General features: G+C 60.6%; 31 protein-coding genes. 30 read left to right on the top strand and 1 reads right to left on the bottom strand.

Translation table 11 applies throughout. From position 1 onward, the window contains the following. The first annotated feature begins 20 nt into the window (after positions 1–20). The 29 genes from fusA to rplQ all read left to right on the top strand — a co-directional run bounded on the left by fusA (position 21) and on the right by rplQ (position 18,859). Complete coding sequence (gene fusA / locus FHW92_RS13755; RefSeq protein WP_168603833.1) at positions 21–2,093, top strand: elongation factor G; 2,073 nt, start codon at positions 21–23, stop codon at positions 2,091–2,093. A gap of 149 nt (positions 2,094–2,242) precedes the next feature. Next, positions 2,243–3,433: an elongation factor Tu gene (gene tuf, locus FHW92_RS13750; RefSeq protein ID WP_168603832.1), complete on the top strand. Its 1,191-nt coding sequence runs from the start codon at positions 2,243–2,245 to the stop codon at positions 3,431–3,433. A 123-nt stretch (positions 3,434–3,556) separates the two neighbouring features. Then, positions 3,557–3,868, top strand: coding sequence for a 30S ribosomal protein S10 (gene rpsJ, locus FHW92_RS13745; RefSeq protein WP_091146544.1), 312 nt, complete (start codon positions 3,557–3,559; stop codon positions 3,866–3,868). Positions 3,869–4,143: 275 nt separating this feature from the next. Further along, positions 4,144–4,869, top strand: a complete 726-nt coding sequence (rplC, locus tag FHW92_RS13740) for a 50S ribosomal protein L3 (RefSeq protein WP_168603831.1) — start codon at positions 4,144–4,146, stop codon at positions 4,867–4,869. Between the two features lie 3 nt (positions 4,870–4,872). Then, a complete protein-coding gene (gene rplD / locus FHW92_RS13735; protein ID WP_168603830.1) occupies positions 4,873–5,502 on the top strand; it encodes a 50S ribosomal protein L4 in 630 nt (209 codons plus the stop codon). Next, positions 5,495–5,800, top strand: coding sequence for a 50S ribosomal protein L23 (locus FHW92_RS13730; RefSeq protein WP_168603829.1), 306 nt, complete (start codon positions 5,495–5,497; stop codon positions 5,798–5,800). Before rplD ends, FHW92_RS13730 begins: the two co-directional genes overlap by 8 nt. A gap of 12 nt (positions 5,801–5,812) precedes the next feature. Then, positions 5,813–6,649: a 50S ribosomal protein L2 gene (gene rplB / locus FHW92_RS13725; RefSeq protein ID WP_168603828.1), complete on the top strand. Its 837-nt coding sequence runs from the start codon at positions 5,813–5,815 to the stop codon at positions 6,647–6,649. 6 nt (positions 6,650–6,655) lie between these two features. Further along, positions 6,656–6,934, top strand: a complete 279-nt coding sequence (gene rpsS / locus FHW92_RS13720; protein ID WP_168603827.1) for a 30S ribosomal protein S19 — start codon at positions 6,656–6,658, stop codon at positions 6,932–6,934. Then, on the top strand, positions 6,934–7,311 hold the full coding sequence (gene rplV / locus FHW92_RS13715) for a 50S ribosomal protein L22 (protein ID WP_168603826.1): 378 nt from the start codon (positions 6,934–6,936) through the stop codon (positions 7,309–7,311). The genes rpsS and rplV overlap by 1 nt, the downstream gene beginning before the upstream one ends. Positions 7,312–7,314: 3 nt before the next feature. Then, positions 7,315–8,010: a 30S ribosomal protein S3 gene (rpsC, locus tag FHW92_RS13710; RefSeq protein ID WP_168603825.1), complete on the top strand. Its 696-nt coding sequence runs from the start codon at positions 7,315–7,317 to the stop codon at positions 8,008–8,010. 17 nt (positions 8,011–8,027) lie between these two features. After that, complete coding sequence (gene rplP, locus FHW92_RS13705; protein WP_168603824.1) at positions 8,028–8,462, top strand: 50S ribosomal protein L16; 435 nt, start codon at positions 8,028–8,030, stop codon at positions 8,460–8,462. Beyond that, positions 8,462–8,665: a 50S ribosomal protein L29 gene (gene rpmC, locus FHW92_RS13700; protein WP_172249275.1), complete on the top strand. Its 204-nt coding sequence runs from the start codon at positions 8,462–8,464 to the stop codon at positions 8,663–8,665. The genes rplP and rpmC overlap by 1 nt, the downstream gene beginning before the upstream one ends. A 10-nt stretch (positions 8,666–8,675) precedes the next feature. After that, complete coding sequence (gene rpsQ, locus FHW92_RS13695) at positions 8,676–8,945, top strand: 30S ribosomal protein S17 (RefSeq protein WP_168603823.1); 270 nt, start codon at positions 8,676–8,678, stop codon at positions 8,943–8,945. Between the two features lie 139 nt (positions 8,946–9,084). Then, positions 9,085–9,453 carry a 50S ribosomal protein L14 gene (rplN, locus tag FHW92_RS13690; protein ID WP_110869606.1) on the top strand — a complete coding sequence of 123 codons (369 nt, stop codon included), beginning with the start codon at positions 9,085–9,087 and terminating at the stop codon, positions 9,451–9,453. After that, positions 9,453–9,773, top strand: a complete 321-nt coding sequence (gene rplX, locus FHW92_RS13685; RefSeq protein WP_168603822.1) for a 50S ribosomal protein L24 — start codon at positions 9,453–9,455, stop codon at positions 9,771–9,773. The genes rplN and rplX overlap by 1 nt, the downstream gene beginning before the upstream one ends. Next, complete coding sequence (gene rplE / locus FHW92_RS13680; RefSeq protein ID WP_168603821.1) at positions 9,766–10,344, top strand: 50S ribosomal protein L5; 579 nt, start codon at positions 9,766–9,768, stop codon at positions 10,342–10,344. The genes rplX and rplE overlap by 8 nt, the downstream gene beginning before the upstream one ends. Positions 10,345–10,376: 32 nt before the next feature. Then, positions 10,377–10,682: a 30S ribosomal protein S14 gene (gene rpsN, locus FHW92_RS13675; RefSeq protein WP_168603820.1), complete on the top strand. Its 306-nt coding sequence runs from the start codon at positions 10,377–10,379 to the stop codon at positions 10,680–10,682. Positions 10,683–10,693: 11 nt separating this feature from the next. Continuing rightward, positions 10,694–11,089 carry a 30S ribosomal protein S8 gene (rpsH, locus tag FHW92_RS13670; protein ID WP_168603819.1) on the top strand — a complete coding sequence of 132 codons (396 nt, stop codon included), beginning with the start codon at positions 10,694–10,696 and terminating at the stop codon, positions 11,087–11,089. Further along, positions 11,089–11,622, top strand: a complete 534-nt coding sequence (gene rplF / locus FHW92_RS13665) for a 50S ribosomal protein L6 (protein WP_168603818.1) — start codon at positions 11,089–11,091, stop codon at positions 11,620–11,622. Before rpsH ends, rplF begins: the two co-directional genes overlap by 1 nt. After that, positions 11,622–11,972, top strand: coding sequence for a 50S ribosomal protein L18 (rplR, locus tag FHW92_RS13660; protein ID WP_168603817.1), 351 nt, complete (start codon positions 11,622–11,624; stop codon positions 11,970–11,972). Before rplF ends, rplR begins: the two co-directional genes overlap by 1 nt. 2 nt (positions 11,973–11,974) lie before the next feature. Continuing rightward, complete coding sequence (rpsE, locus tag FHW92_RS13655) at positions 11,975–12,691, top strand: 30S ribosomal protein S5 (RefSeq protein WP_168603816.1); 717 nt, start codon at positions 11,975–11,977, stop codon at positions 12,689–12,691. Between the two features lie 5 nt (positions 12,692–12,696). Then, positions 12,697–12,873: a 50S ribosomal protein L30 gene (gene rpmD / locus FHW92_RS13650; protein WP_168603815.1), complete on the top strand. Its 177-nt coding sequence runs from the start codon at positions 12,697–12,699 to the stop codon at positions 12,871–12,873. A 479-nt stretch (positions 12,874–13,352) separates the two neighbouring features. Beyond that, positions 13,353–13,832, top strand: coding sequence for a 50S ribosomal protein L15 (gene rplO, locus FHW92_RS13645; protein WP_168603814.1), 480 nt, complete (start codon positions 13,353–13,355; stop codon positions 13,830–13,832). A gap of 118 nt (positions 13,833–13,950) precedes the next feature. Then, positions 13,951–15,318, top strand: coding sequence for a preprotein translocase subunit SecY (secY, locus tag FHW92_RS13640; protein ID WP_168604092.1), 1,368 nt, complete (start codon positions 13,951–13,953; stop codon positions 15,316–15,318). A gap of 40 nt (positions 15,319–15,358) precedes the next feature. Then, positions 15,359–16,003, top strand: a complete 645-nt coding sequence (locus FHW92_RS13635) for an adenylate kinase (RefSeq protein ID WP_168603813.1) — start codon at positions 15,359–15,361, stop codon at positions 16,001–16,003. Between the two features lie 336 nt (positions 16,004–16,339). Continuing rightward, the gene (rpsM, locus tag FHW92_RS13630) at positions 16,340–16,708 is read left to right on the top strand and encodes a 30S ribosomal protein S13 (RefSeq protein ID WP_168603812.1); all 369 of its coding nucleotides are present in this window, start codon (positions 16,340–16,342) and stop codon (positions 16,706–16,708) included. A 51-nt stretch (positions 16,709–16,759) separates the two neighbouring features. Next, positions 16,760–17,149: a 30S ribosomal protein S11 gene (gene rpsK, locus FHW92_RS13625; protein ID WP_168603811.1), complete on the top strand. Its 390-nt coding sequence runs from the start codon at positions 16,760–16,762 to the stop codon at positions 17,147–17,149. Positions 17,150–17,264: 115 nt separating this feature from the next. Beyond that, positions 17,265–18,326 carry a DNA-directed RNA polymerase subunit alpha gene (locus tag FHW92_RS13620; protein ID WP_168603810.1) on the top strand — a complete coding sequence of 354 codons (1,062 nt, stop codon included), beginning with the start codon at positions 17,265–17,267 and terminating at the stop codon, positions 18,324–18,326. Positions 18,327–18,442: 116 nt separating this feature from the next. Beyond that, on the top strand, positions 18,443–18,859 hold the full coding sequence (gene rplQ, locus FHW92_RS13615; protein ID WP_168603809.1) for a 50S ribosomal protein L17: 417 nt from the start codon (positions 18,443–18,445) through the stop codon (positions 18,857–18,859). Positions 18,860–18,945: 86 nt separating this feature from the next. On the opposite strand, the gene FHW92_RS13610 is transcribed toward rplQ, so the two are convergent. Then, the gene (locus tag FHW92_RS13610; protein WP_168603808.1) at positions 18,946–20,376 is read right to left on the bottom strand and encodes an AMP nucleosidase; all 1,431 of its coding nucleotides are present in this window, start codon (positions 20,374–20,376) and stop codon (positions 18,946–18,948) included. Positions 20,377–20,562: 186 nt separating this feature from the next. Here FHW92_RS13610 and FHW92_RS13605 point away from each other — a divergent pair, with 186 nt between their 5' ends. After that, positions 20,563–21,528: an amidohydrolase family protein gene (locus tag FHW92_RS13605; protein WP_210428494.1), complete on the top strand. Its 966-nt coding sequence runs from the start codon at positions 20,563–20,565 to the stop codon at positions 21,526–21,528. Positions 21,529–21,546 lie beyond the last annotated feature (18 nt).

The raw sequence follows: 21,546 nt of genomic DNA, 5'->3' as shown, positions 1-21,546 counted from the left end.
CCGAACCCAAGGAAAACCCCATGGCACGCAGCCATCCGCTCGAGAAATACCGCAACATCGGTATTATGGCGCATATTGACGCCGGTAAGACCACCACCACCGAGCGTATCCTTTATTACACCGGCAAGTCCTACAAGATCGGCGAAGTCCATGACGGCGCCGCGACGATGGACTGGATGGAACAGGAACAGGAACGCGGCATCACGATCACGTCGGCCGCGACGACCTGCTTCTGGAACGACCACCGCATCAACATCATCGACACCCCCGGCCACGTCGACTTCACCATCGAAGTCGAACGTTCGCTGCGCGTGCTCGACGGTGCGGTTGCGTGCTTCGACGGCGTTGCCGGCGTGGAGCCGCAGTCGGAAACCGTGTGGCGTCAGGCCGACAAGTACGGCGTGCCCCGGATGTGCTTTATCAATAAGTTGGACCGCACCGGCGCCAACTTCAAGTACTGCGTGCAGTCGATCATCGACCGCCTCGGTGCGAAGCCGGCTGTGCTGTACATTCCGATCGGTCTCGAAGCCGATCTGAAGGGTCTGGTCGATCTGGTTCACAACCGCGCGATCATCTGGAAGGATGAATCGCTGGGCGCCGAATTCTTCTACGAAGAAATCCCGGCCGACCTGGCCGACGAAGCCGCCGAATACCGCGCCAATCTCATCGAGCTTGCCGTTGAGCAGGACGATGATGCGATGGAAGCGTATCTGGAAGGCAACGAGCCCGACGTCGACACGCTCAAGAAGCTGATCCGCAAGGGTACGCTGAACCAGTCGTTCGTTCCCGTCTGCTGCGGTTCGGCGTTCAAGAACAAGGGCGTCCAGCCTCTGCTCGACGCCGTGGTCGACTATCTGCCTTCGCCGCTCGACATTCCTGACGTCCAGGGCGTCAAGATGGACAGCGACGAGAAGGATAGCCGCCCCCCCGCCGACGACGCGCCGTTCTCGGCTCTGGCCTTCAAGGTCATGAACGATCCCTTCGTGGGCTCGCTCACCTTCATCCGCATCTATTCGGGTACGCTCACCAAGGGCACCTACCTGAACTCGGTGAAGGACAAGAAGGAAAAGGTCGGTCGTATGCTGGAAATGCATGCGAACGAGCGTAAGGACATTGACGAAGCCTTTGCGGGTGACATCATTGCTCTGGCCGGCATGAAGGAAACGACGACCGGTGATACGCTGTGCGCCGAACGTCAGCCGATTGTGCTGGAACGCATGGAATTCCCCGAGCCGGTGATCGAACTGTCGGTGGAACCCAAGACCAAGGCTGACCAGGAAAAGATGGGCGTTGCGCTCAATCGTCTGTCGGCCGAGGATCCCTCGTTCCGCGTGTCGACCGATCACGAATCGGGCCAGACCATCATCAAGGGCATGGGCGAACTTCACCTGGACATCATCGTTGACCGTATGCGTCGCGAGTTCAAGGTCGAAGCCAACGTCGGCGCTCCGCAGGTGGCCTATCGCGAATATCTGGCCAAGCCGGTCGACATCGACTTCACCCACAAGAAGCAGTCGGGTGGTACGGGTCAGTTCGGTCGCGTGAAGGTCAAGGTTTCGCCGGGTGAACGCGGCAGCGGCATCACCTTCAAGGACGAAATCAAGGGCGGTAATATTCCCAAGGAATATATCCCCGCCATTGAAAAGGGTTTCCGTGAAACGGCCGCCACCGGCTCGCTCATCGGCTTCCCGATCATCGACTTTGAAATCGTGCTGTATGACGGCGCCTACCACGACGTCGACTCGTCGGCTCTGGCGTTCGAAATCTGTGCCCGCGGCGCCATGCGCGAAGTGGCCCAGAAGTCCGGTATCAAGGTGCTGGAACCGATCATGAAGGTCGAAGTCGTCACCCCTGAGGAATTCATGGGCGACGTCATTGGCGACATCAACAGCCGCCGTGGTCAGATCCAGGGCACCGACAGCCGCGGCAACGCACAGGTTGTCGAGGCCATGGTGCCGCTGGCCAACATGTTCGGTTACGTGAACCAGCTGCGTTCGTTTACCCAGGGCCGTGCCCAGTACTCGATGCAGTTCTCGCACTATGACGAAGTGCCGGCGAACGTTGCCACCGAGCTGAAGGCCAAGATGGCCTGAGGTTAAGTTGAATACTGTCGGGGCTGGCGTGCAACATGCGCTTGCCAGCACCGACAGATCAGGCTAGGGGCGGCGCCTGAATTTCAGGCGAGTCTGGCAGGTGCCGTCTCGTGCAGAAATCTCATTTGAACGAAAAGAAGGTTTGAAACATGGCTAAGGCTAAGTTTGAGCGGACCAAGCCGCACTGCAACATCGGCACCATCGGTCACGTTGACCACGGCAAGACCACGCTGACCGCTGCCATCACCAAGGTGCTGGCCGAAACCGGCGGCGCGACGTTCACGGACTACGCGAACATCGACAAGGCTCCCGAAGAGCGCGAGCGCGGCATCACGATCTCGACCGCCCACGTGGAATACGAGACCGCCAACCGTCACTACGCTCACGTCGACTGCCCGGGTCACGCTGACTATGTGAAGAACATGATCACCGGTGCTGCCCAGATGGACGGCGCGATCCTGGTGGTGAACGCTGCTGACGGCCCGATGCCGCAGACCCGCGAACACATCCTGCTCGCCCGCCAGGTCGGCGTGCCGGCTCTGGTCGTGTACATGAACAAGGTCGACCAGGTTGACGACGAGGAAATCCTCGAGCTCGTCGAGCTGGAAATCCGCGAGCTGCTGTCGTCCTACGACTTCCCCGGCGATGACATTCCCGTGATCCCCGGTTCGGCTCTGGCCGCTCTTGAAGGTCGTGACGATGCCATCGGCAAGGAATCGATCTACAAGCTGATGGAAGCTGTCGACAACTACATCCCGCAGCCCCCCCGTCCGACCGACAAGCCCTTCCTGATGCCCGTCGAAGACGTGTTCTCGATCTCGGGTCGTGGTACGGTTGTGACCGGCCGCGTCGAAACCGGCATCATTAAGGTTGGTGAAGAAGTCGAAATCGTTGGTCTGAAGGCCACCGCCAAGACCACCGTGACCGGCGTGGAAATGTTCCGCAAGCTGCTCGACCAGGGTGAAGCCGGCGACAACATTGGCGCTCTGTGCCGCGGCATCAAGCGTGAAGACGTTGAGCGCGGTCAGGTTCTGGCCAAGCCCGGCACCTGCACCCCGCACACCAACTTCGAATCGGAAGTTTACGTGCTGTCGAAGGACGAAGGTGGCCGTCACACGCCGTTCTTCGCCAACTATCGTCCGCAGTTCTACTTCCGCACCACCGACGTGACCGGCTCGGTCACGCTGCCCGAGGGCACCGAAATGGTGATGCCCGGCGACAACGTGAAGCTCCAGGTTGAGCTGATCGCGCCGATCGCCATGGACGAGGGTCTCCGCTTCGCTATCCGCGAAGGCGGCCGCACCGTCGGTTCGGGGGTTGTCGCGAAGATCACGAAGTAATATAGGCCGCGCAGCCCGGAGGTGATTCGTCGCTTCCGGGCTCCGGTTTTCAGAGGGTCGCCCTTTGCTGTAGCAGCGAAGGGCACTCTTTCTTTTTTGGCTCTTTCTCATCGGTAGCAGGACATGGAAGCTCAAAACATCCGCATTCGCCTGAAGGCATTCGATCATCGCGTGCTGGATCAGGCCACCGGCGAGATCGCCGACACCGCCCGTCGCACGGGCGCACTCATTCGCGGGCCCATTCCGCTGCCGACCAAGATCGAGAAGTTCTGCGTTAACCGCGGACCCCACATCGACAAGAAGTCGCGCGAGCAGTTTGAAGTTCGCACCTACAAGCGTCTGCTGGACATCGTTCAGCCCAACGCCGCGACCGTCGATGCGCTCATGAAGCTCGATCTCGCCGCAGGCGTCAACGTTGAAATCAAGCTGGCATAAAGGGATTGCGTCTGCTAAGGGCGCGACCTCTGGCCGAGCGTGATTCGGCTGTTTGCCAGAAATGGTGCCTGCGCAGCTAAGCCTGCAAAGGAAAATGGGATACCTCCGGAAGTCTCGCTGGTCCTTGGATCGGCACTTGTTCCGGGCAGCGTCCCCCGTCTTGCCGAGCCTGAGATGGCCTGGCACTCGACCCGGACGGGGTCCGCTTCGTACATTGGGTTGAACACGCCTGTGGGGGATGGTCCGCTGCAGGCCTCTGTAAGGAGTAAAAGGTCATGCGCACCGGCGTGATCGCTAAGAAGGTGGGGATGACTCGCCTTTTCCAGGAAGATGGACGTCACGTTCCTGTGACTGTTCTGTCGCTGGAAGACTGCCAGGTGGTTTCGGTTCGTACCGCTGAGCGCGACGGTTATGTCGCTCTGCAGCTGGGTGCGGGCGCCGCCAAGCAAAAGAATGTCAACAAGCCGCAGCGCGAGCACTTCGCCAAGGCTGAAGTTCCGCTGAAGATGGAAGTTGCCGAATTCCGCGTGGCCGATGACGCCGTGCTGGAAGTCGGTTCGACCATCGCCGCCTCGCACTTCGTGTCGGGCCAGCTGGTTGACATCACCGGCCACACCCAGGGTAAGGGCTTCTCGGGCGCTATGAAGCGCTGGGGCTTCGGCGGTATGCGCGCCACCCATGGTGTGTCGATCTCTCACCGTGCGCATGGTTCGACGGGTAACCGTCAGGATCCGGGCCGCGTCTTCAAGAACAAGAAGATGGCCGGTCATCAGGGTGATCGTCAGCGCACCCAACAGAATCTCGAAGTTGTCCGCACCGATGATGAGCGCGGGCTGGTCTTCGTCAAGGGCTCGGTGCCCGGCGCGAAGAACGGCTGGTTGCTCGTTCGCGATTCGGTCAAGGTTGCTCGTCATGCCGACGCTCCGTACCCCGCCGCGATCAAGTCGGCTGTGGTCGATGCTGCTCCGGCTGTCGAAGCTGCCGAAGGTCAGGAGGGCTAAGTCGTGGTCAAGGTAACTCTGCAAAACCTCGACGGTTCGGCCGCTGCTGGCGAAATCGAACTGAACGATGCGGTGTTCGGCCTCGAGCCGCGCGCTGACATTCTGCACCGTGTTGTCACTTGGCAGCTGGAAAACCGTCGTGGCACCGCCCGTGGCGCTCGCGAGCGCAGCGATGTGGCCCGCACCGGCAAGAAGTTCGGCAACCAGAAGGGTGGCGGTACTGCCCGTCACGGCGACCGCAAGGCTCCGATCTTCATCGGCGGTGGTAAGGCTCATGGCCCTCGCGTCCGTGACTTCAGCCTGTCGCTGAACAAGAAGATCCGTGCGCTCGGCCTCAAGCTCGCTCTGTCCTCGAAGGTCAACAGCGGTCTGGTGGTCGTCGAGAGCCTGGAACTGGCCGAAGCCAAGACCAAGGCTCTGGCCGCGACCCTCGCCAAGGCTGGCTATGCCGGCAAGGTGCTGGTGATCGACGGCGAAGCGGTGAACGAGAACTTCGCCCGCGCCGCAGGCAACATCGTCGGCGTGAACGTCCTGCCCGCCGTGGGCGCGAATGTTTACGACATCCTGAAACATGACACGCTGGTGCTGACCCGCGCCGCTGTCGAGAAGCTGGAGGCCCGTTTCAATGGCTAAGGACAGCATCGACACGCGTCATTATGACGTGATCGTGGCGCCCCACATCACCGAAAAGACCACGTTGCTCTCTGAGAACAACGCTGTTGTCTTCAAGGTGGCTGAACGCGCGACCAAGCCTGAAATCAAGGCTGCGGTCGAGGCTCTGTTCGGCGTGAAGGTGACGGGTGTGAACACCCTGACCCAGAAGGGCAAGACCAAGCGCTGGAAGGGTAAGCCCTACAAGCGCACCGACGTCAAGAAGGCCGTTGTGACCCTGGCTGAAGGCCAGTCGATCGACGTGACCAGCGGGATCTGAGGGCGGTAGAACATGGCACTCAAGAGCTATAACCCGACCAGCCCGGCCCGTCGCGGCCTCGTCCTGGTTGACAAGAGCGCCCTGTGGAAGGGCAAGCCGGTCAAGGCGCTTACCGAAGGTAAGAGCAAGACCGGTGGTCGTAACAACAAGGGTCACGTGACCAGCCGCGGTATCGGTGGTGGCCACAAGCAGCGCTATCGTTTCATCGATTTCAAGCGCCGCAAGTGGGACCAGCCGGCAACCGTTGAGCGTCTGGAATATGACCCCAACCGCACCGCGTTCATCGCCCTCGTCAAGTACGAAGACGGTGAGCAGACCTACATCATCGCTCCCCAGCGTCTGGCCGTTGGCGACACCATTGTCGCTGGCGAAAAGACCGACGTGAAGCCCGGCAATGCCATGCTTCTGTCGCAGATCCCGGTCGGCACCATCATCCACAACGTGGAAATGAAGCCGGGCAAGGGCGGTCAGATCGCTCGTTCGGCCGGCACCTATGTGCAGGTCGTGGGCCGTGACCGTGGTCTGGTGATCGTTCGTCTGAACTCGGGCGAACAGCGCTACCTGCGTGGCGATTGCATGGGCACCGTTGGCGCCGTGTCGAACCCCGACAACGCCAACACCAACCTTGCAAAGGCCGGTCGCAACCGTTGGCTTGGCCAGCGCCCGCTTACCCGCGGCGTTGCCAAGAACCCGGTCGACCACCCGCATGGTGGTGGTGAAGGCCGTACTTCGGGCGGTCGTCATCCTGTTACGCCGTGGGGCAAGCCTACCAAGGGCGCTCGCACCCGTCATAACAAGAAGACTGACGGCATGATCATCCGCTCGCGTCACGCGAAGAAGAAGAGGTAATCGACAATGGCTCGTTCCGTCTGGAAAGGTCCTTTCGTCGACCTGCACCTGCTGAAAAAGGCCGAGGTCGCCCAGGATGCTGGCAACCGTGCCGGCCCGATCAAGACCTGGTCGCGTCGGTCGACGATCCTGCCGACGTTCGTTGGTTTGACGTTCAACGTCTACAACGGGCATAAGTTCATCCCCGTGTCCGTGAATGAGGACATGGTCGGCCACAAGCTGGGCGAATTCGCGCCGACGCGCACGTTCCCCGGTCACGCCGCTGACAAGAAGGGCAAGCGCTGATGAGCAAGCCTAAAGCTCCCCGTCGCGTTGGCGACAACGAAGCCCTGTCGGTCGGTACGCAGATCCGCGGCTCGGCTCAGAAGCTCAATCTGGTTGCGGCGCTTATCCGCAACCAGAAGGCTGAAGATGCGCTGAACATCCTGACCTTCTCGAAGAAGGCCATGGCGGTTGACGCTCGCAAGGTGCTGGCTTCGGCCATCGCCAACGCCGAAAACAACCACAACCTCGACGTGGACAACCTCGTCGTGGTTGAGGCTTCGGTCGGCAAGTCGATCACGATGAAGCGCTTTCACACCCGCGGCCGTGGCAAGTCCACCCGCATCCTGAAGCCCTTCAGCCGTCTGCGCATTGTGGTGCGCGAAGTTCAGGAGGCTTGATCCATGGGTCATAAGAGCAACCCCATCGGTCTGCGCCTGCAGATCAACCGCACCTGGGACAGCCGCTGGTATGCGGAAGGTCGCAGCTACGGCAAGCTTCTTGAGGAAGACCTCAAGATGCGCAAGTTCATCTTCAAGACGCTGCCCCAGGCGGCGATCTCGAAGGTGGTGATCGAGCGTCCCGCCAAGGTGTGCCGCGTGTCGATCTTCGCTGCCCGTCCGGGCGTGATCATCGGCAAGAAGGGTGCAGACATTGAAAAGCTGCGCCTTCAGCTTGCCAAGTTCACCGGCAGCGACGTCAAGCTGAACATTGTCGAAATCCGCAAGCCGGAAATCGACTCGAAGCTTGTCGCTCAGGGCATCGCCGATCAGCTGATCCGCCGTGTTGCCTTCCGTCGCGCCATGAAGCGCGCCGTCCAGTCCGCGCTGCGTCTTGGTGCTGAAGGCATCAAGATCACCTGCTCGGGCCGTCTGGGTGGCGCCGAAATCGCGCGTATCGAATGGTACCGCGAAGGCCGCGTTCCGCTGCACACCCTGCGTGCGAACATCGACTATGCCGAAGCCGAGGCGCTGACCGCCTATGGTATCATCGGCATCAAGGTGTGGATCTTCAAGGGCGAAATCCTTGGTCACGATCCGATGGCGCAGGACCGTCTCATGATGGAGGCCCAGACCTCCGGCGTGCGTCCTGCACGTTGAGGTTGAGGTAACAGATCATGTTGCAACCGAAGAAGACCAAGTTCCGCAAGGCGTTCAAGGGCCGTTTGCACGGCAACGCCAAGGGCGGCACCGACCTGAACTTCGGTTCCTATGGCCTTAAGGCTATGGAACCGGAGCGCGTCACCGCTCGTCAGATCGAAGCTGCACGTCGTGCCATTCAGCGTCACCTGCGTCGTCAGGGTCGCCTGTGGATCCGCGTGTTCCCCGATCTGCCCGTCTCGAAGAAGCCTGCTGAAGTCCGTCAGGGTAAGGGCAAGGGTTCGATCGAATATTGGGCTGCTCGCGTTAAGCCGGGCAAGATCCTGTTCGAACTAGACGGCGTTTCGGGCGAGCTGGCCGCTGGTGCGTTTGAACGCGCCGCGATGAAGCTGCCGATCAAGACCAAGGTTGTTGCCAAGCTTGGCGACACCTCGCACCTGGGAGGCGAATAATGTCCAAGATCGCTGATCTGCGTGGCAAGAGCGATGACCAGCTGGTTGCCGAGCTGGGCGACCTGAAGCGCGAGGCCTTCAACCTGCGCTTCCAGGCTGCCACCAACCAGCTTGAGCGTCCTGCACGCATCAAGGAAGTGCGCCGCGATATCGCCCGCATCAAGACGCTCCAGAGTGAGCGTTCTGTTGCAGCGAAGGCGTAAGGAGGAAACCATGCCCAAGCGTATTCTTATCGGGACTGTGGTTTCCGACAAGACCGACAAGACCGTGGTCGTGAAGGTCGAGCGTAAGGTGAAGCACCCCCTTTATGGGAAGATCATCCGTCGCTCGAAGAAGTATCACGCTCACGACGAAGACAACGCCTTCAAGGCTGGCGAAGTTGTTCGCATCGAGGAAACCGCCCCGATCTCCAAGCTGAAGAGTTGGAAGGTGATCGAGCGGGTTCAGGCGGGCAAGGGCGTCGCTGTCGAAGCGGACGTCTAAGGTCGTTGAAAAATTCTCTGGCGCTCTGACCCGAATCGGGTTAGGGCGCCGGACCGCTTCACGGTGCCCGTTTGCGCGGGCGCCGTTTTTTGGAACTGCCGGACTTGTTCCGGCAAGCCTAACGTAAGGAACCGGATCCATGATCCAGATGCAATCCCAGCTTGACGTTGCTGACAACAGCGGCGCCAAGCGTGTCCAGTGCATTAAGGTACTGGGCGGATCGAAGCGTCGTACCGCTGGCGTTGGCGACATCATCGTGGTGTCGATCAAGGAAGCCCAGCCGCGCGCCAAGGTCAAGAAGGGCGACGTTCACCGTGCGGTGATCGTTCGTACCCGCAAGGACGTTCGCCGTCCCGACGGTTCGGTTATCCGTTTCGACGGTAACGCGGCTGTGCTGATCAACAAGAACGCTGAGCCCATCGGCACGCGTATCTTTGGCCCCGTGGTTCGCGAACTGCGCGCCAAGGGCTACATGAAGATCATCTCGCTGGCTCCGGAGGTTCTGTAATGTCCGCTGCTAAGATCAAGAAGGGCGACAATGTGATCGTCCGTTCGGGCAAGGACAAGGGCCGTACCGGCCAGGTTCTGTCCGTCCTGCCGAAGGAAGGCAAGATTGTGGTTGCCGGCGTGAACGTCGCTGCCCGTCACCGCAAGCCGACCCAGGTGAATCCGCAGGGTGGCATTGAGCGCCGCGAAGCGCCGATGGCTATCAGCAAGGTTGGTCTCGTCGATCCGAAGACCGGTGCGGCTACCCGCATCCGCTTCGAGGAAAAGGACGGCAAGAAGGTCCGCGTGGCCGTGAAGTCCGGGGAGGCTATCGATGGCTGATAAGTACACTCCGCGTCTCAAGACCAAGTATGACGCCGAAATCGCTGCTGCGATGACGGAAAAGTTTGGTTATAAGAACGCGCTCGAAATCCCGAAGATCGAAAAGATCACGCTCAACATGGGTGTGGGTGAAGGCACGCAGGACCGTAAGAAGGTCCAGACCGCTGCCGCCGAGATGGAAGCCATTGCCGGTCAGAAGCCGGTGGTGACCCGCGCCAAGAAGTCGGTTGCGCAGTTCAAGCTGCGTGAAGGCATGGCGATCGGTTGCAAGGTCACGCTGCGTCGCGAGCGCATGTACGAATTTCTTGACCGTCTGATCACGATCGCGATGCCCCGCATCCGCGACTTTCGTGGCCTGAATCCGAAGAGCTTCGACGGCCGTGGCAACTATGCCATGGGTCTGAAAGAGCAGATCATCTTCCCGGAAATCAGCTACGATCAGATCGACAAGGTGCGTGGCATGGACATCATCGTCACCACCTCGGCCAAGACCGACGAGGAAGCGCGCGAACTGCTGCGTCTCTTCGGTTTCCCGTTCACTGCCACCGCCGAAGCCAAGCAGGCGGCGTGAGCGAGCAAGATTGAGAAAGAGAGCTTAAGTCCATGGCGAAACTGAGTTCGATCAACAAGAACGAGCGCCGTAAGGCCCTCGTCAAGAAGTACGCAGCTAAGTACGCGAAGCTGAAGGCTGTTGCTGACGATGAATCGGCTGATGAAACCGAGCGTCTGATTGCCCGCCTGAAGCTGGCCGAGATTCCCCGCAACGGGAACCCGACCCGCGTGCGCAACCGTTGCGCAACCACCGGCCGCCCGCGCGGCTACTATCGCAAGTTCGGCCTGTGCCGCGTTGAGCTGCGTGATCTTGCCAATAAGGGCATGATCCCCGGCGTGACGAAGTCGAGCTGGTAAGGAACAAAGCGATGGCATTGACCGATCCTCTGGGTGATATGCTCACCCGTATCCGCAACGGCCAGCAGGCGAAGAAGGATTCCGTCCTTTCGCCGGCTTCGAAGCTGCGTTCGCGCGTTCTCGAAGTGCTCCAGCGCGAAGGCTATATCCGTGGTTATTCGGAGGACGCCACCGGCGCCCATCCGCAGCTGCGGATCGAGCTGAAGTATTTCGAAGGCGAGCCCGCGATCAAGCATCTCGCTCGCGTCTCCAAGCCGGGTCGCCGTGTGTACTCGGGCAGCAAGGAACTGCCCGTGGTGCGTAACGGCCTTGGCATCACCATCGTCTCGACGCCTCGCGGCGTGCTTTCGGATGCCGAAGCGCGCGCTGCCAACGTCGGCGGCGAAGTGCTGGCGGAGGTGTTCTAATGAGCCGCATTGGTAAGAAGCCTGTTGCCATTCCGGCGGGCGTCTCGGCGAATATCGCCGACGGCGTGCTGGCCGTGAAGGGCCCCAAGGGCGCGCTGACGCTGAACCTGCGTGACGAAATCAGCTATGCTGTCGACGGCGACACCATCCTGGTGAAGCCCGCCAACGACACGAAGCAGGCCCGCGCGTTCTGGGGGATGCAGCGCACGCTCGTCTCGAACCTGATCACCGGTGTGACCGAAGGCTACACCAAGACCCTGCAGATCACCGGTGTGGGCTATCGCGCCACCGCTCAGGGCAAGGTGCTCAAGCTTCAGCTGGGCTACAGCCATGACGTCAACTTCGACGTTCCCGAAGGCATCGAAATCAAGACCCCGGACAACACCACGGTCCTGATTTCCGGTATCGACAAGCAGAAGGTGGGTCAGGTTGCGGCCGAGATCCGTCGCTGGCGTAAGCCCGAGCCCTATAAGGGCAAGGGTATCAAGTACGCTGGCGAGTTCATCTTCCGCAAGGAAGGGAAGAAGAAGTAATGGCCAAGCTGTCTCTGTTCGAGCGCCGTCGTCGGCGCGTTCGCACCGCTCTCAAGGCTCGTGCCGGTGGGCGTCCCCGTCTGTCGGTGCACCGTTCGGGTCGCCACATCTACGCCCAGATCATCGACGATGCCGCTGGACGTACCCTCGCTTCGGCTTCGTCGCTGAAGAAGGGCAGCAAGGATATCGGCGCCAATGTCGATGCCGCTGTTGCTGTGGGCAAGGAACTGGCGGAAGCCGCCAAGGCCGCTGGCGTCACCACTGTCGTGTTCGATCGCGGCGGTTTCCTGTTCCATGGCCGCGTCAAGGCGCTGGCCGATGCCGCCCGTGAAGGCGGGCTGGAGTTCTGACAATGGCTGACGAAACCAACCTTGAAACCGGTGCCGTTGTCGGCGCCGAAGCCGCTCCCGAGGGCAACGAGCGTGAAGGTCGTCGTGGTCGTGGTCGCGGACGTGATGGCGAGCGTGGCGAAGGCCGCGGTCGTGGTCGCCGCGATGACCGTCGCGGCAAGAATGACGAGGAACAGGGTGAAGAGCTGATTGAAAAGCTCGTTCACATCAACCGCGTCAGCAAGACCGTGAAGGGCGGTAAGCGCTTTGGCTTTGCTGCTCTCGTCGTGGTCGGCGATGGCAAGGGCCGCGTTGGCTTTGGTCATGGCAAGGCTCGCGAAGTGCCTGAAGCCATCACCAAGGCGACTGCCTCGGCCAAGAAGAAGATGGTTCGCGTTCCCCTCAAGGAAGCGCGCACCCTTCACCACGACGGCAAGGGCCATTTCGGCGCTGGCAAGGTGAGCGTGCGTTCGGCCCCGGCCGGTACGGGCATCATCGCTGGCGGCCCGATGCGCGCTGTCTTCGAAAGCCTGGGCGTTCATGACGTGGTGACCAAGTCGGTCGGCACCTCGAACCCCTACAACATGATCCGCGCCACTTTCGACGCTCTGACCAACCAGTCGAGCCCGAAGTCGGTGGCGCAGCGTCGCGGCAAGAAGGTCACCGACCTGCTGAACCGCGATGGGCATCACCACTCTGAGGCGCAGCTTGAAGCTGCTGCCGCTGCGATTACGGAGTAAGCGCAATGGCAACCATCAAGATCAAGCAGATCGGTTCGCCGATCCGTCGCCCCGAAGCTCAGCGCAAGATGCTGATCGGTCTGGGCCTCAACAAGATGAATCGTGTTGTCGAACTGACGGATACCCCGGAAGTTCGCGGCACGATCGCCAAGCTGCCCCATCTGGTGGCCGTGGTCGACTGATCGACCCCGGGCTTTCAGGTTGAAGCACAGGACAAGGCCTCGGAGTGATCCGGGGCCTTTTCTTGTGGCCATTTGCTGGGGCCTGATGAGGGAGGGGGTAGGCATGAATGTCTGGGTGGCTGGACGTGGACATTCCAGTTGATCGCACCTAGCTTGTTTGCGGTTCTGTATGAATAAAGTGCGCTTGCATAGATTAGCGAGGCCGGAATAATTGCGGTAACGCGCTGGTCCTCGTGCTGCGCCATAGACCATGCTTGCCTGACATCATGGAGATGGTGGACGTCCCGATTGTGGGTGCCGGGCCGTACTGGTGTCAATGTTCGCTTGCCTGAATGTGTGCGACCTTCGGCAACTGACGGATCTTGCAGCACAATAGTCCGGAGCGGGGCGCGACGCGGAAAAAGGGTGACAGGGCGGCGCATTTCGCCTAAGGGCGCGCCTTCCATCAAGCGCGATAAAAGCGAAAGCGAGTGCAGAATATGACCAAGTTGAATGATATCCGTGACAATGCTGGCGCCCGCCACCGTCGTATCCGCGTCGGCCGCGGCATCGGTTCGGGCAAGGGCAAGACCTCTGGTCGCGGTCAGAAGGGTGCCAAGGCGCGTTCGGGCGTGTCGATCAATGGCTTCGAAGGCGGTCAGATGCCGCTTCACATGCGTCTGCCGAAGCGTGGTTTCAACAACCCGTTTGGCAAGGACTATGCTGAAGTGAACCTGGGCATGGTCCAGAAGGCGATCGACGCCGGCAAGCTCGACATCTCGGCTGTTGTGGATCACGCTGCGCTCAAGGGCGCCGGTCTGGCTCGTGGCGGCAAGGACGGCGTGCGTCTGCTCGGCAAGGGCGTGTTCAGCGCCAAGGTCAGCTTCAAGGTTGCCGGCGTGTCGGCCGGTGCCAAGTCGGCTGTCGAAGCTGCTGGCGGTTCGGTCGAAGTGCCGGCCGTGGCTGAAGCTGCCGAGTAATTTGGTTTGGGCTTGCGGGCGGGGGTTGTATCCCCGCCCGCAGTCCTTATCCTTTCCCACCTATGGGTAAAGGTCCGCCGCCCATTTTGGCGGCCAGGGTCAGGGTTTGAGCAATCCTATGGCATCGCGCGCCGATAATATCGCCAGTACACTCAGTCTCGCCAATTTTAACAAGGCGACGGAACTCAAGAGCCGCATCTGGTTCACCGTCGGGGCGCTGATTGTCTTTCGTTTTCTGAGCTTTGTCCCGCTTCCGGGCGTCAATCCGCTGGTGCTCCAGCAGCTTTACGCCAAGACGCAGGGTGGCATTCTCGACATTTTCAACACTTTCTCGGGCGGCAGCCTTGAGCGCATGAGCCTCATCGCGCTTGGCGTCATGCCCTATATCACGGCCTCGATTGTCGTGCAGCTTGCTGCTTCACTGCATCCGGCGCTGGCCTCGCTGAAGAAGGAAGGCGAGAGCGGGCGCAAGAAGCTGAACCAGTGGACGCGTTATGGCGCGGTGCTGCTGACGGCTATTCAGGGCTGGGCGATCGCTTCGGGTCTTGAGGCTTACGGCACTTCCGCCGGGCTTCAGGCTGTGGTTATTCCGGGCATGCTGTTCCGCGTCTGCGCGGTGATTTCGCTGATCGGCGGGACGATGTTCCTGCTGTGGCTGGGCGAACAGATCACCAGCCGCGGTATCGGCAACGGCACCTCGCTGATCATCATGGCCGGTATTGTGGCCCAGATGCCGCAATTCTTCATCCAGCTGTTTGAAGGTGGGCGTTCGGGGTCGGTCAACGGCCTGACCATCTTTGCGATGGTGGCGCTGGTGGTCGGCATGATCCTGTTCATCAGCTTTATGGAGCGCGCCACTCGCCGCCTGTTGATCCAGTATCCCAAGCGGGCGACTCAGAACGGCATGATGCAGGCAGATCGCAGCCACTTGCCGCTCAAGATCAATACTGCGGGCGTGATCCCGCCGATCTTTGCAAGCTCGCTGCTGCTGCTGCCGCTGACCATCACGCAATTTGCCGGCAAGTCGGTCGCGCCCGATTCGACGCTGGGCTATGTGATTGTCACGCTCAACCAGTATCTGGGCCACGGCAAGCCGCTGTATATGGCGCTTTACGCGCTGGGCATCGTGTTCTTCTGCTTCTTCTACACCGCTGTGGTGTTCAATCCGGAAGAGACGGCCGACAATCTCAAGCGCAACGGCGGCTTCATTCCGGGCATCCGTCCGGGCAAGAACACTTCGACCTATCTCGACTATGTTCTGACGCGAATCACGGTAATCGGCGCTGCCTATATTACCATAGTATGTGTTGTGCCCGAGTTCTTCATGGAGCAAACCGGGCTGCGGCTGGTGGTGGCCGGCGGCACGAGTTTGCTGATCGTGGTGAACGTGACCGTCGATACCATCACCCAGATCCAGTCGCATCTGTTGGCTCACCAATATGGTGATCTGATCAAGAAGGCGAAACTCAAGGGGCGGATGCGCTAACGCGCGCCGCTTCGATGGTCTGAACGGAGGGGAGAGACCGGTGAATATCATTCTGCTTGGACCGCCGGGAGCCGGTAAGGGCACCCAGGCCCAACGCCTCGTTGAGCGTCATGGCTTCCGCCAGCTTTCGACCGGCGACATGCTGCGTGCGGCCGTCAAGGCGGGCACGCCCGTCGGCCTTGAGGCCAAGGCGGTGATGGAGCGCGGCGAACTGGTTTCCGACGCGATTGTTTCGGCACTGATCGGCGAAGAGCTGGACAGTATGGGGCCGGAAGCGGGTGCGATTTTCGACGGCTATCCGCGCACTGCTGCGCAGGCCGAATCGCTGGACGCCATTCTGGGTGAGCGTGGCCGCAAGCTGGATCATGTGATCGAGCTGGACGTTGATGAAGATGCGCTGGTCGAGCGTATCACGGGCCGCTTTACCTGCGCCAATTGCGGCAAGGGCTATCACGACAAGTTCGAGCAGCCCAAGGCCTTTGGCGTATGCGACAAGTGCAACGGCACTGAATTCAAGCGTCGTCCTGACGACAATGAGGAAACGGTGCGCACGCGCATGGCCGAATATCGCGCCAAGACCGCGCCGATCCTGCCGATCTATGAGGCGCGCGGCATTGTTTCTCGCGTCAATGGCATGGCCGAACTGGGCCATGTCACCGATGCGATCGAACGGATTATCGCATAAGGTTATTCTCGCCCTGGCCGGTCAGCAGGCCGGTCAGGGCGGATTTTGCCGTTTGGAGCGCAGCGTGGAGGGGGCCGAAAATTCCGGTTTACCTTTCCGCAAAAATTTGATCGCTCGCGTTGACTTGTCGGGCGAATCGGTCTAGGCGCGCTCTTCACATGTCGAAAACGGGTCAGTCCGGCAGGAGGCACGCATGATTGTGCACCGGTCGGGCTTTTTTGCCGTCAAGGCGATCTGACTTTGTCATTGTGAAAAAGCGTTGAGATGGGGGTGTGTGGCCTGTTGCTTCGTCGGAGGCGGCCCTTCCGCATACCCCTGTGGAGCATGGAGAAAAGAGTGGCTCGTATTGCCGGGGTTAATATCCCCACCAACAAGCGCGTGATCATCGCGCTGACTTACATTCATGGTATCGGCTCGTTCAAGGCCAAGCAGATCGCCGACAAGCTGGGCATCGACCATAGCCGTCGCGTTCAGGATCTGTCGGACGCTGAAGTCTTGCACATCCGTGAAACCATTGACGCCGAACACACCGTGGAAGGCGATCTTCGTCGCGAAACCGCGATGAACATCAAGCGTCTGATGGATCTGGCCTGCTATCGCGGCCTGCGTCACCGTAAGGGCCTGCCCGTTCGCGGCCAGCGCACCCACACCAACGCCCGCACCCGCAAGGGTAAGGCCAAGCCCATCGCTGGTAAGAAGAAGTAAGCGGTTCCCGCTAGCTTCATCTGTTTGACCGGAAGACGAGGATAAGATCCCATGGCACGTGAACCCCAGCGCCTTCGCAAGCGGGAACGTAAGAATATTTCGAGCGGCATTGCGCATGTCAATGCCAGCTTCAACAACACGATGGTGACCATCACCGACGCTCAGGGCAATGCGATCAGCTGGTCCAGCGCGGGCATGATGGGCTTCAAGGGCAGCCGCAAGTCGACCCCGTATGCCGCTCAGGTGGCTGCGGATGACGCCGGCAAGAAGGCCGCCGAACACGGCGTGCGCACCCTGGAAGTCGAAGTCAAGGGCCCCGGTTCGGGCCGCGAAAGCGCTCTGCGCGCGCTGCAGGCTGTCGGCTTCACCATCACCTCGATTCGCGATGTGACCCCGATCCCGCACAACGGTGTGCGGCCTTCGAAGCGTCGCCGCGTCTGATCGTGCTTGCGCGGGCGGTGTTTGACCGTCTGCGCAGCCACAAGGATCGACCGCGGCCCGCATCGTGCGGGAGCGCCGTGGTCGTTCCCGCCAGTAGAGAAATCAGGGGAAGTCCATGACTGTCAACATCAAGAACTGGCAGGAACTGAAGAAGCCCAACAGCCTCGAAGTCAAGCCGGGGAACGACCCCAAGCGCCGCGCGACCTTCGTCGCCGAACCGCTGGAACGCGGTTTCGGTCTGACGCTGGGCAATGCGCTGCGTCGCGTCCTGCTTTCTTCTCTGCAGGGCGCCGCGATCACCTCGATCAAGATCGAGAACGTGCTGCATGAGTTCAGCTCGCTGGCCGGTGTGCGTGAAGACGTTACCGACATCGTGCTGAACGTGAAGCAGATCGCGCTCAAGATGCAGGGCGAAGGTCCGAAGCGCTTGCAGCTCTCGGCCACCGGTCCGGGCGAAGTGCGCGCTGGCGATATTGCAGTGACGGGCGATATCGAGGTTATGAACAAGGACCTCGTGATTTGCCACCTCGACGAAGGTGCAACGCTGAACATGGAACTGACCGCAGACAGCGGCAAGGGCTATGTGCCGGCGGTGCAGAACCGTCCGATTGATGCACCGATTGGTCTCATTCCGGTCGACTCGCTTTACTCGCCGGTGCGTCAGGTCAGCTACAAGGTTGACAATGCGCGTATCGGTCAGGAACTGGACTATGACAAGCTGAGCCTTTCGGTGGAAACCGACGGCACGGTGGCTCCTGAAGACGCGGTGGCCTATGCCGCGCGCATTCTGCAGGACCAGCTGGCTCTGTTCGTCCATTTCGAGGACATCGCTCCGGTTGGCGCGGCTCCGATGATTGGCGGCATTGCTGCTGCTGCTCCGGAAGAGGGCGACACCAACCAGCTCAACCGCTACCTTCTCAAGAAGGTCGACGAGCTGGAACTGTCGGTCCGCTCGGCCAACTGTCTCAAGAACGACAACATCATCTACATCGGCGATCTGGTCCAGAAGACCGAAGCCGAGATGCTGCGCACGCCGAATTTCGGCCGCAAGTCGCTCAACGAGATCAAGGAAGTGCTCTCTTCGATGGGTTTGCGTCTGGGGATGGATATCCCCGGTTGGCCGCCTGAGAATATCGAGGAAATGGCCAAGAAGCTCGAACAGGAGCTGCTGGGCTAAAAGTTTCGGCGGGGCTGGGAAACCGGCCCCGCCAAACGGTTCTGGCGGCAGCCGTAAAATGTCGCCTGGATCGGGGTACCTGAAACGGCCCCCCTACGAACGCGAAGGAATATGCAATGCGTCATAAGTACGGCCAGCGTAAGCTGAACCGCACCAGCCAGCACCGCCAGTCGCTGCTGCGCAACCTGTCGGCTTCGCTCATCAAGCATGAGCAGATCCTGACCACTGTTCCCAAGGCTAAGGAACTGCGCCCCTACCTCGAAAAGCTGATCACGCTGGCTAAGCGTGGCGGTCTTTCGAACCGTCGTTTGGCGCACGCCCGCCTGCAGGACGATGCTCAGCTGGTTAAGCTGTTCGACGTTCTGGCTTCGCGCTATTCGGATCGCAACGGTGGCTACACCCGCGTGATCAAGGCCGGCATCCGTGCATCGGACGCTGCGCCGCTGGCGATCATCGAACTGGTTGACCGTGACGTGGCCGCTAAGGGCCAGGACTCGGGTCCGGTTCTGACTGCGGATGAAGGTGAGGAATAATCCTCATCGACTCTTGCGGGTCGTGAATTGAAAAGGGCTGCGGCAGAGATGCCGCAGCCCTTTTTATATGCCCATCGAGGCGGCGATCAGCGGAACGGCGGCTCGCGGAAAGCGCGCAGCTTGCGCGAATGCAGGCGCTGCCCTTCGGCGCGCAACAGATCGACGGTGGTGGTGCCGATGGCCAGATGCGCCGCGATGGCTTCCTCATAGAAGCGGTTGGCCTGACCCGGCAGCTTGATCTCCCCATGCAGCGGCTTGTCCGACACGCAGAGCAGCGTGCCATAGGGAACGCGAAAGCGATAACCCTGGGCGGCGATAGTGGCGCTCTCCATGTCGATGCCGACGGCTCGGCTCAGGCTGAAACGCTGGGCCGAGAGCGTGTAGCGTAACTCCCAGTTGCGGTCATCGGTCGTCACCACTGTGCCGGTGCGCAAGCGTTTCTTCAGGTTCGCGCCGGTCTGGCCGGAAATGATCTCGGCTGCATGTTCAAGCGCCCGCTGTACTTCCGCAATGGCGGGGATGGGGATCTCGGGCGGCAAGACCGGGTCGAGCACGTGATCGTCGCGCAGATAGGCATGGGCCAGCACATAGTCGCCGATCTTCTGTGTATCGCGCAGCCCGCCGCAATGGCCGATCATCAGCCATGCCTCCGGGCGCAGCACGGCAAGGTGATCGCAGATGGTTTTCGCGTTCGATGGACCGACACCGATATTGACGAGGGTGATCCCGCTGCGGTTCGGACCGATCAGGTGATAGGCGGGCATCTGATGCCGCCGCCAGGCCGTGTCAGAGAGCAGGACACGCGCATTTTCATGCTTCTGGGTCAGATACAGCCCGCCCGCGCCCGACAGCGCCGTATAGCCGTTCTCGCCCAATTGCTGGCCTGCCCAATCGACGAATTCGTCGACATAGCGGTGATAATTGGTGAACAGCACATAGCGCTGGAAATGGCTGGGGCTGGTGCCGGTGTAATGGGCCAGGCGGGCGAGGCTGAAATCGGTGCGCAGCCCGTCGAACAGGGCCAGCGGCATGACCTGTCCGTCCTGCCCCATATCGACCAGCCCATCGGACAATTCATCGCCGATCAGCGCCAGTTCGGTGGTCGGGAAATGTTGCGCCAATTCCCATGGGCGAGCCGAGGTCGCGTTGGTGGCATCCAGCACATAGGGAAAGGGGATCTGCTGATTCGATCGGGCAACCTCGACCGTGATTTCATAATCCTCGGCCAGCGTCAGCAATTGCTCCTCAAGATAGCCCGCAAACAGATGGGGCTTGGTGACGGTGGTGGCATAGGAGCCTGCGTCATTGAGGCGGCCAAACGCGCGACTGGAGTCGGGATGGGTCTCGCGTCCCGAATAATGGACCCGCAATTCAGGATAACACCACGCATTTTCAGCGATCCGCGCGGCGGGCGGGATCGTGCCCTTTTCGGCAAAATCCGCGATATCGGACCGTAATGTGGCGACGGCGGCATCATAGATGGCGCTCAATTGGGTGATGATTTGCTCTGTGTTCATGGCGGTAAAACTATCGCACTGGCGCAGCGCCGCAAGAGGGGGCGAAGAAATGGCTGACTTGACGGCGTAAGTTTGGCGCGCAAGGATGACGATGCGGGCGCAAGACAGGGAAGGCGCCCCGACATTTCATCCCATGGGAGAGAGAGAATGCGCAAGACGGGCCTGCGAGCCGCTTTAACCGCATCCATGCTTGGTAACGTTTTCATGATTGGTTCGGCCATGGCCCAGAACGCCGCAGGCGACCCCGGCCCGGTGATCGACGTTCATATGCATGCCGGGGAATTTGCCAGCGGGGGCATGCCGATGTGCCCCAATGCCGACCGTTTCCTCGCCTCGGACCCCGCCGACGGGCCGGAGGCGCCCTTCGGCTGGTCGAAGGAGGATTGCACGCCGCGCCTCTATCCTGCGGCCAAGGGGCAATATATGCCCGAGGTGCTGGCCGAGATGAAGCGGTTGAATGTGACCGGCGTGTTCTTCGGCGATCCGGCTGAGGTGAAGAAATGGCAGGCCGCCGCGCCCGAGCGTGTGATCCCCGGTACGGCCTTCAAGAGCGTAACGACCCCCGATCAGGCCGATCAGCTCAAGCGCCTCGAGGTTGCTTTCACCAAGGACGGTTTCAAGGTGATGGGCGAGATCGGCCTGCAATATGAAGGCATTTCGCCCAGCGACATGCGCGCTGAACCTTATTTCGCTCTGGCCGAAAAGCTGGATATCCCGGTTGCCATCCATATGGGCACCGGCGGTTCGGGGCGCTCGAATGTCTCGCGTCCGACCTTCCGCGGCTCGATGGGCAATCCGCTGCTGCTTGAGGAACTGCTGGCCCGCCATCCCAAGCTGCGGGTGCAGGTCATGCATGCCGGTTATCCCATGGCCGAAAACATGCTGACGCTGCTTCAGGCCAACAGCCATGTCTATGTCGATATCGCCGGGCTGATCTGGTCTTATCCGCGCAAGGAAGTGAACCGCTATATCCAGCGTCTTGTCGAGGGCGGATTTGGCGACCGCGTAATGTACGGCACCGATCAACTGCTCTGGCCGGGCCTGATGGCCTATTCGATCGGCATAATCCAGAACGCTGACTATCTGACGCCGGAACAGAAGCGCGATATTCTGTACAACAATGCCGCGCGTTTCCTGCGCATCAAGAAGTAACGCACAGAAAAGGGGGCG

The sequence above is a fragment of the Novosphingobium sp. SG707 genome (genome assembly GCF_012275515.1).
Taxonomy (GTDB): Bacteria; Pseudomonadota; Alphaproteobacteria; order Sphingomonadales; family Sphingomonadaceae; genus Novosphingobium.
Note: the sequence above shows the minus strand (reverse complement) of the source record. Positions and strands in the feature narration are given on the sequence as shown.

Coding starts and splice junctions, on each gene's coding strand:
- rpmD (WP_168603815.1), top strand. CDS start 12,697: ATGGCAACCATCAAGATCAAGCAGATCGGTTCGCCGATCCGTCGCCCC.
- rplC (WP_168603831.1), top strand. CDS start 4,144: ATGCGCACCGGCGTGATCGCTAAGAAGGTGGGGATGACTCGCCTTTTC.
- rplQ (WP_168603809.1), top strand. CDS start 18,443: ATGCGTCATAAGTACGGCCAGCGTAAGCTGAACCGCACCAGCCAGCAC.
- FHW92_RS13730 (WP_168603829.1), top strand. CDS start 5,495: ATGGCTAAGGACAGCATCGACACGCGTCATTATGACGTGATCGTGGCG.
- rplN (WP_110869606.1), top strand. CDS start 9,085: ATGATCCAGATGCAATCCCAGCTTGACGTTGCTGACAACAGCGGCGCC.
- FHW92_RS13620 (WP_168603810.1), top strand. CDS start 17,265: ATGACTGTCAACATCAAGAACTGGCAGGAACTGAAGAAGCCCAACAGC.
- rpsQ (WP_168603823.1), top strand. CDS start 8,676: ATGCCCAAGCGTATTCTTATCGGGACTGTGGTTTCCGACAAGACCGAC.
- rpmC (WP_172249275.1), top strand. CDS start 8,462: ATGTCCAAGATCGCTGATCTGCGTGGCAAGAGCGATGACCAGCTGGTT.
- rpsN (WP_168603820.1), top strand. CDS start 10,377: ATGGCGAAACTGAGTTCGATCAACAAGAACGAGCGCCGTAAGGCCCTC.
- rpsS (WP_168603827.1), top strand. CDS start 6,656: ATGGCTCGTTCCGTCTGGAAAGGTCCTTTCGTCGACCTGCACCTGCTG.
- rplO (WP_168603814.1), top strand. CDS start 13,353: ATGACCAAGTTGAATGATATCCGTGACAATGCTGGCGCCCGCCACCGT.
- rpsJ (WP_091146544.1), top strand. CDS start 3,557: ATGGAAGCTCAAAACATCCGCATTCGCCTGAAGGCATTCGATCATCGC.
- rpsE (WP_168603816.1), top strand. CDS start 11,975: ATGGCTGACGAAACCAACCTTGAAACCGGTGCCGTTGTCGGCGCCGAA.
- rpsH (WP_168603819.1), top strand. CDS start 10,694: ATGGCATTGACCGATCCTCTGGGTGATATGCTCACCCGTATCCGCAAC.
- tuf (WP_168603832.1), top strand. CDS start 2,243: ATGGCTAAGGCTAAGTTTGAGCGGACCAAGCCGCACTGCAACATCGGC.
- rplV (WP_168603826.1), top strand. CDS start 6,934: ATGAGCAAGCCTAAAGCTCCCCGTCGCGTTGGCGACAACGAAGCCCTG.
- rplE (WP_168603821.1), top strand. CDS start 9,766: ATGGCTGATAAGTACACTCCGCGTCTCAAGACCAAGTATGACGCCGAA.
- secY (WP_168604092.1), top strand. CDS start 13,951: ATGGCATCGCGCGCCGATAATATCGCCAGTACACTCAGTCTCGCCAAT.
- rplF (WP_168603818.1), top strand. CDS start 11,089: ATGAGCCGCATTGGTAAGAAGCCTGTTGCCATTCCGGCGGGCGTCTCG.
- FHW92_RS13605 (WP_210428494.1), top strand. CDS start 20,563: ATGCTTGGTAACGTTTTCATGATTGGTTCGGCCATGGCCCAGAACGCC.
- rplP (WP_168603824.1), top strand. CDS start 8,028: ATGTTGCAACCGAAGAAGACCAAGTTCCGCAAGGCGTTCAAGGGCCGT.
- fusA (WP_168603833.1), top strand. CDS start 21: ATGGCACGCAGCCATCCGCTCGAGAAATACCGCAACATCGGTATTATG.
- FHW92_RS13610 (WP_168603808.1), bottom strand. CDS start 20,376: ATGAACACAGAGCAAATCATCACCCAATTGAGCGCCATCTATGATGCC.
- rpsC (WP_168603825.1), top strand. CDS start 7,315: ATGGGTCATAAGAGCAACCCCATCGGTCTGCGCCTGCAGATCAACCGC.
- rplR (WP_168603817.1), top strand. CDS start 11,622: ATGGCCAAGCTGTCTCTGTTCGAGCGCCGTCGTCGGCGCGTTCGCACC.
- rplX (WP_168603822.1), top strand. CDS start 9,453: ATGTCCGCTGCTAAGATCAAGAAGGGCGACAATGTGATCGTCCGTTCG.
- rplB (WP_168603828.1), top strand. CDS start 5,813: ATGGCACTCAAGAGCTATAACCCGACCAGCCCGGCCCGTCGCGGCCTC.
- rpsK (WP_168603811.1), top strand. CDS start 16,760: ATGGCACGTGAACCCCAGCGCCTTCGCAAGCGGGAACGTAAGAATATT.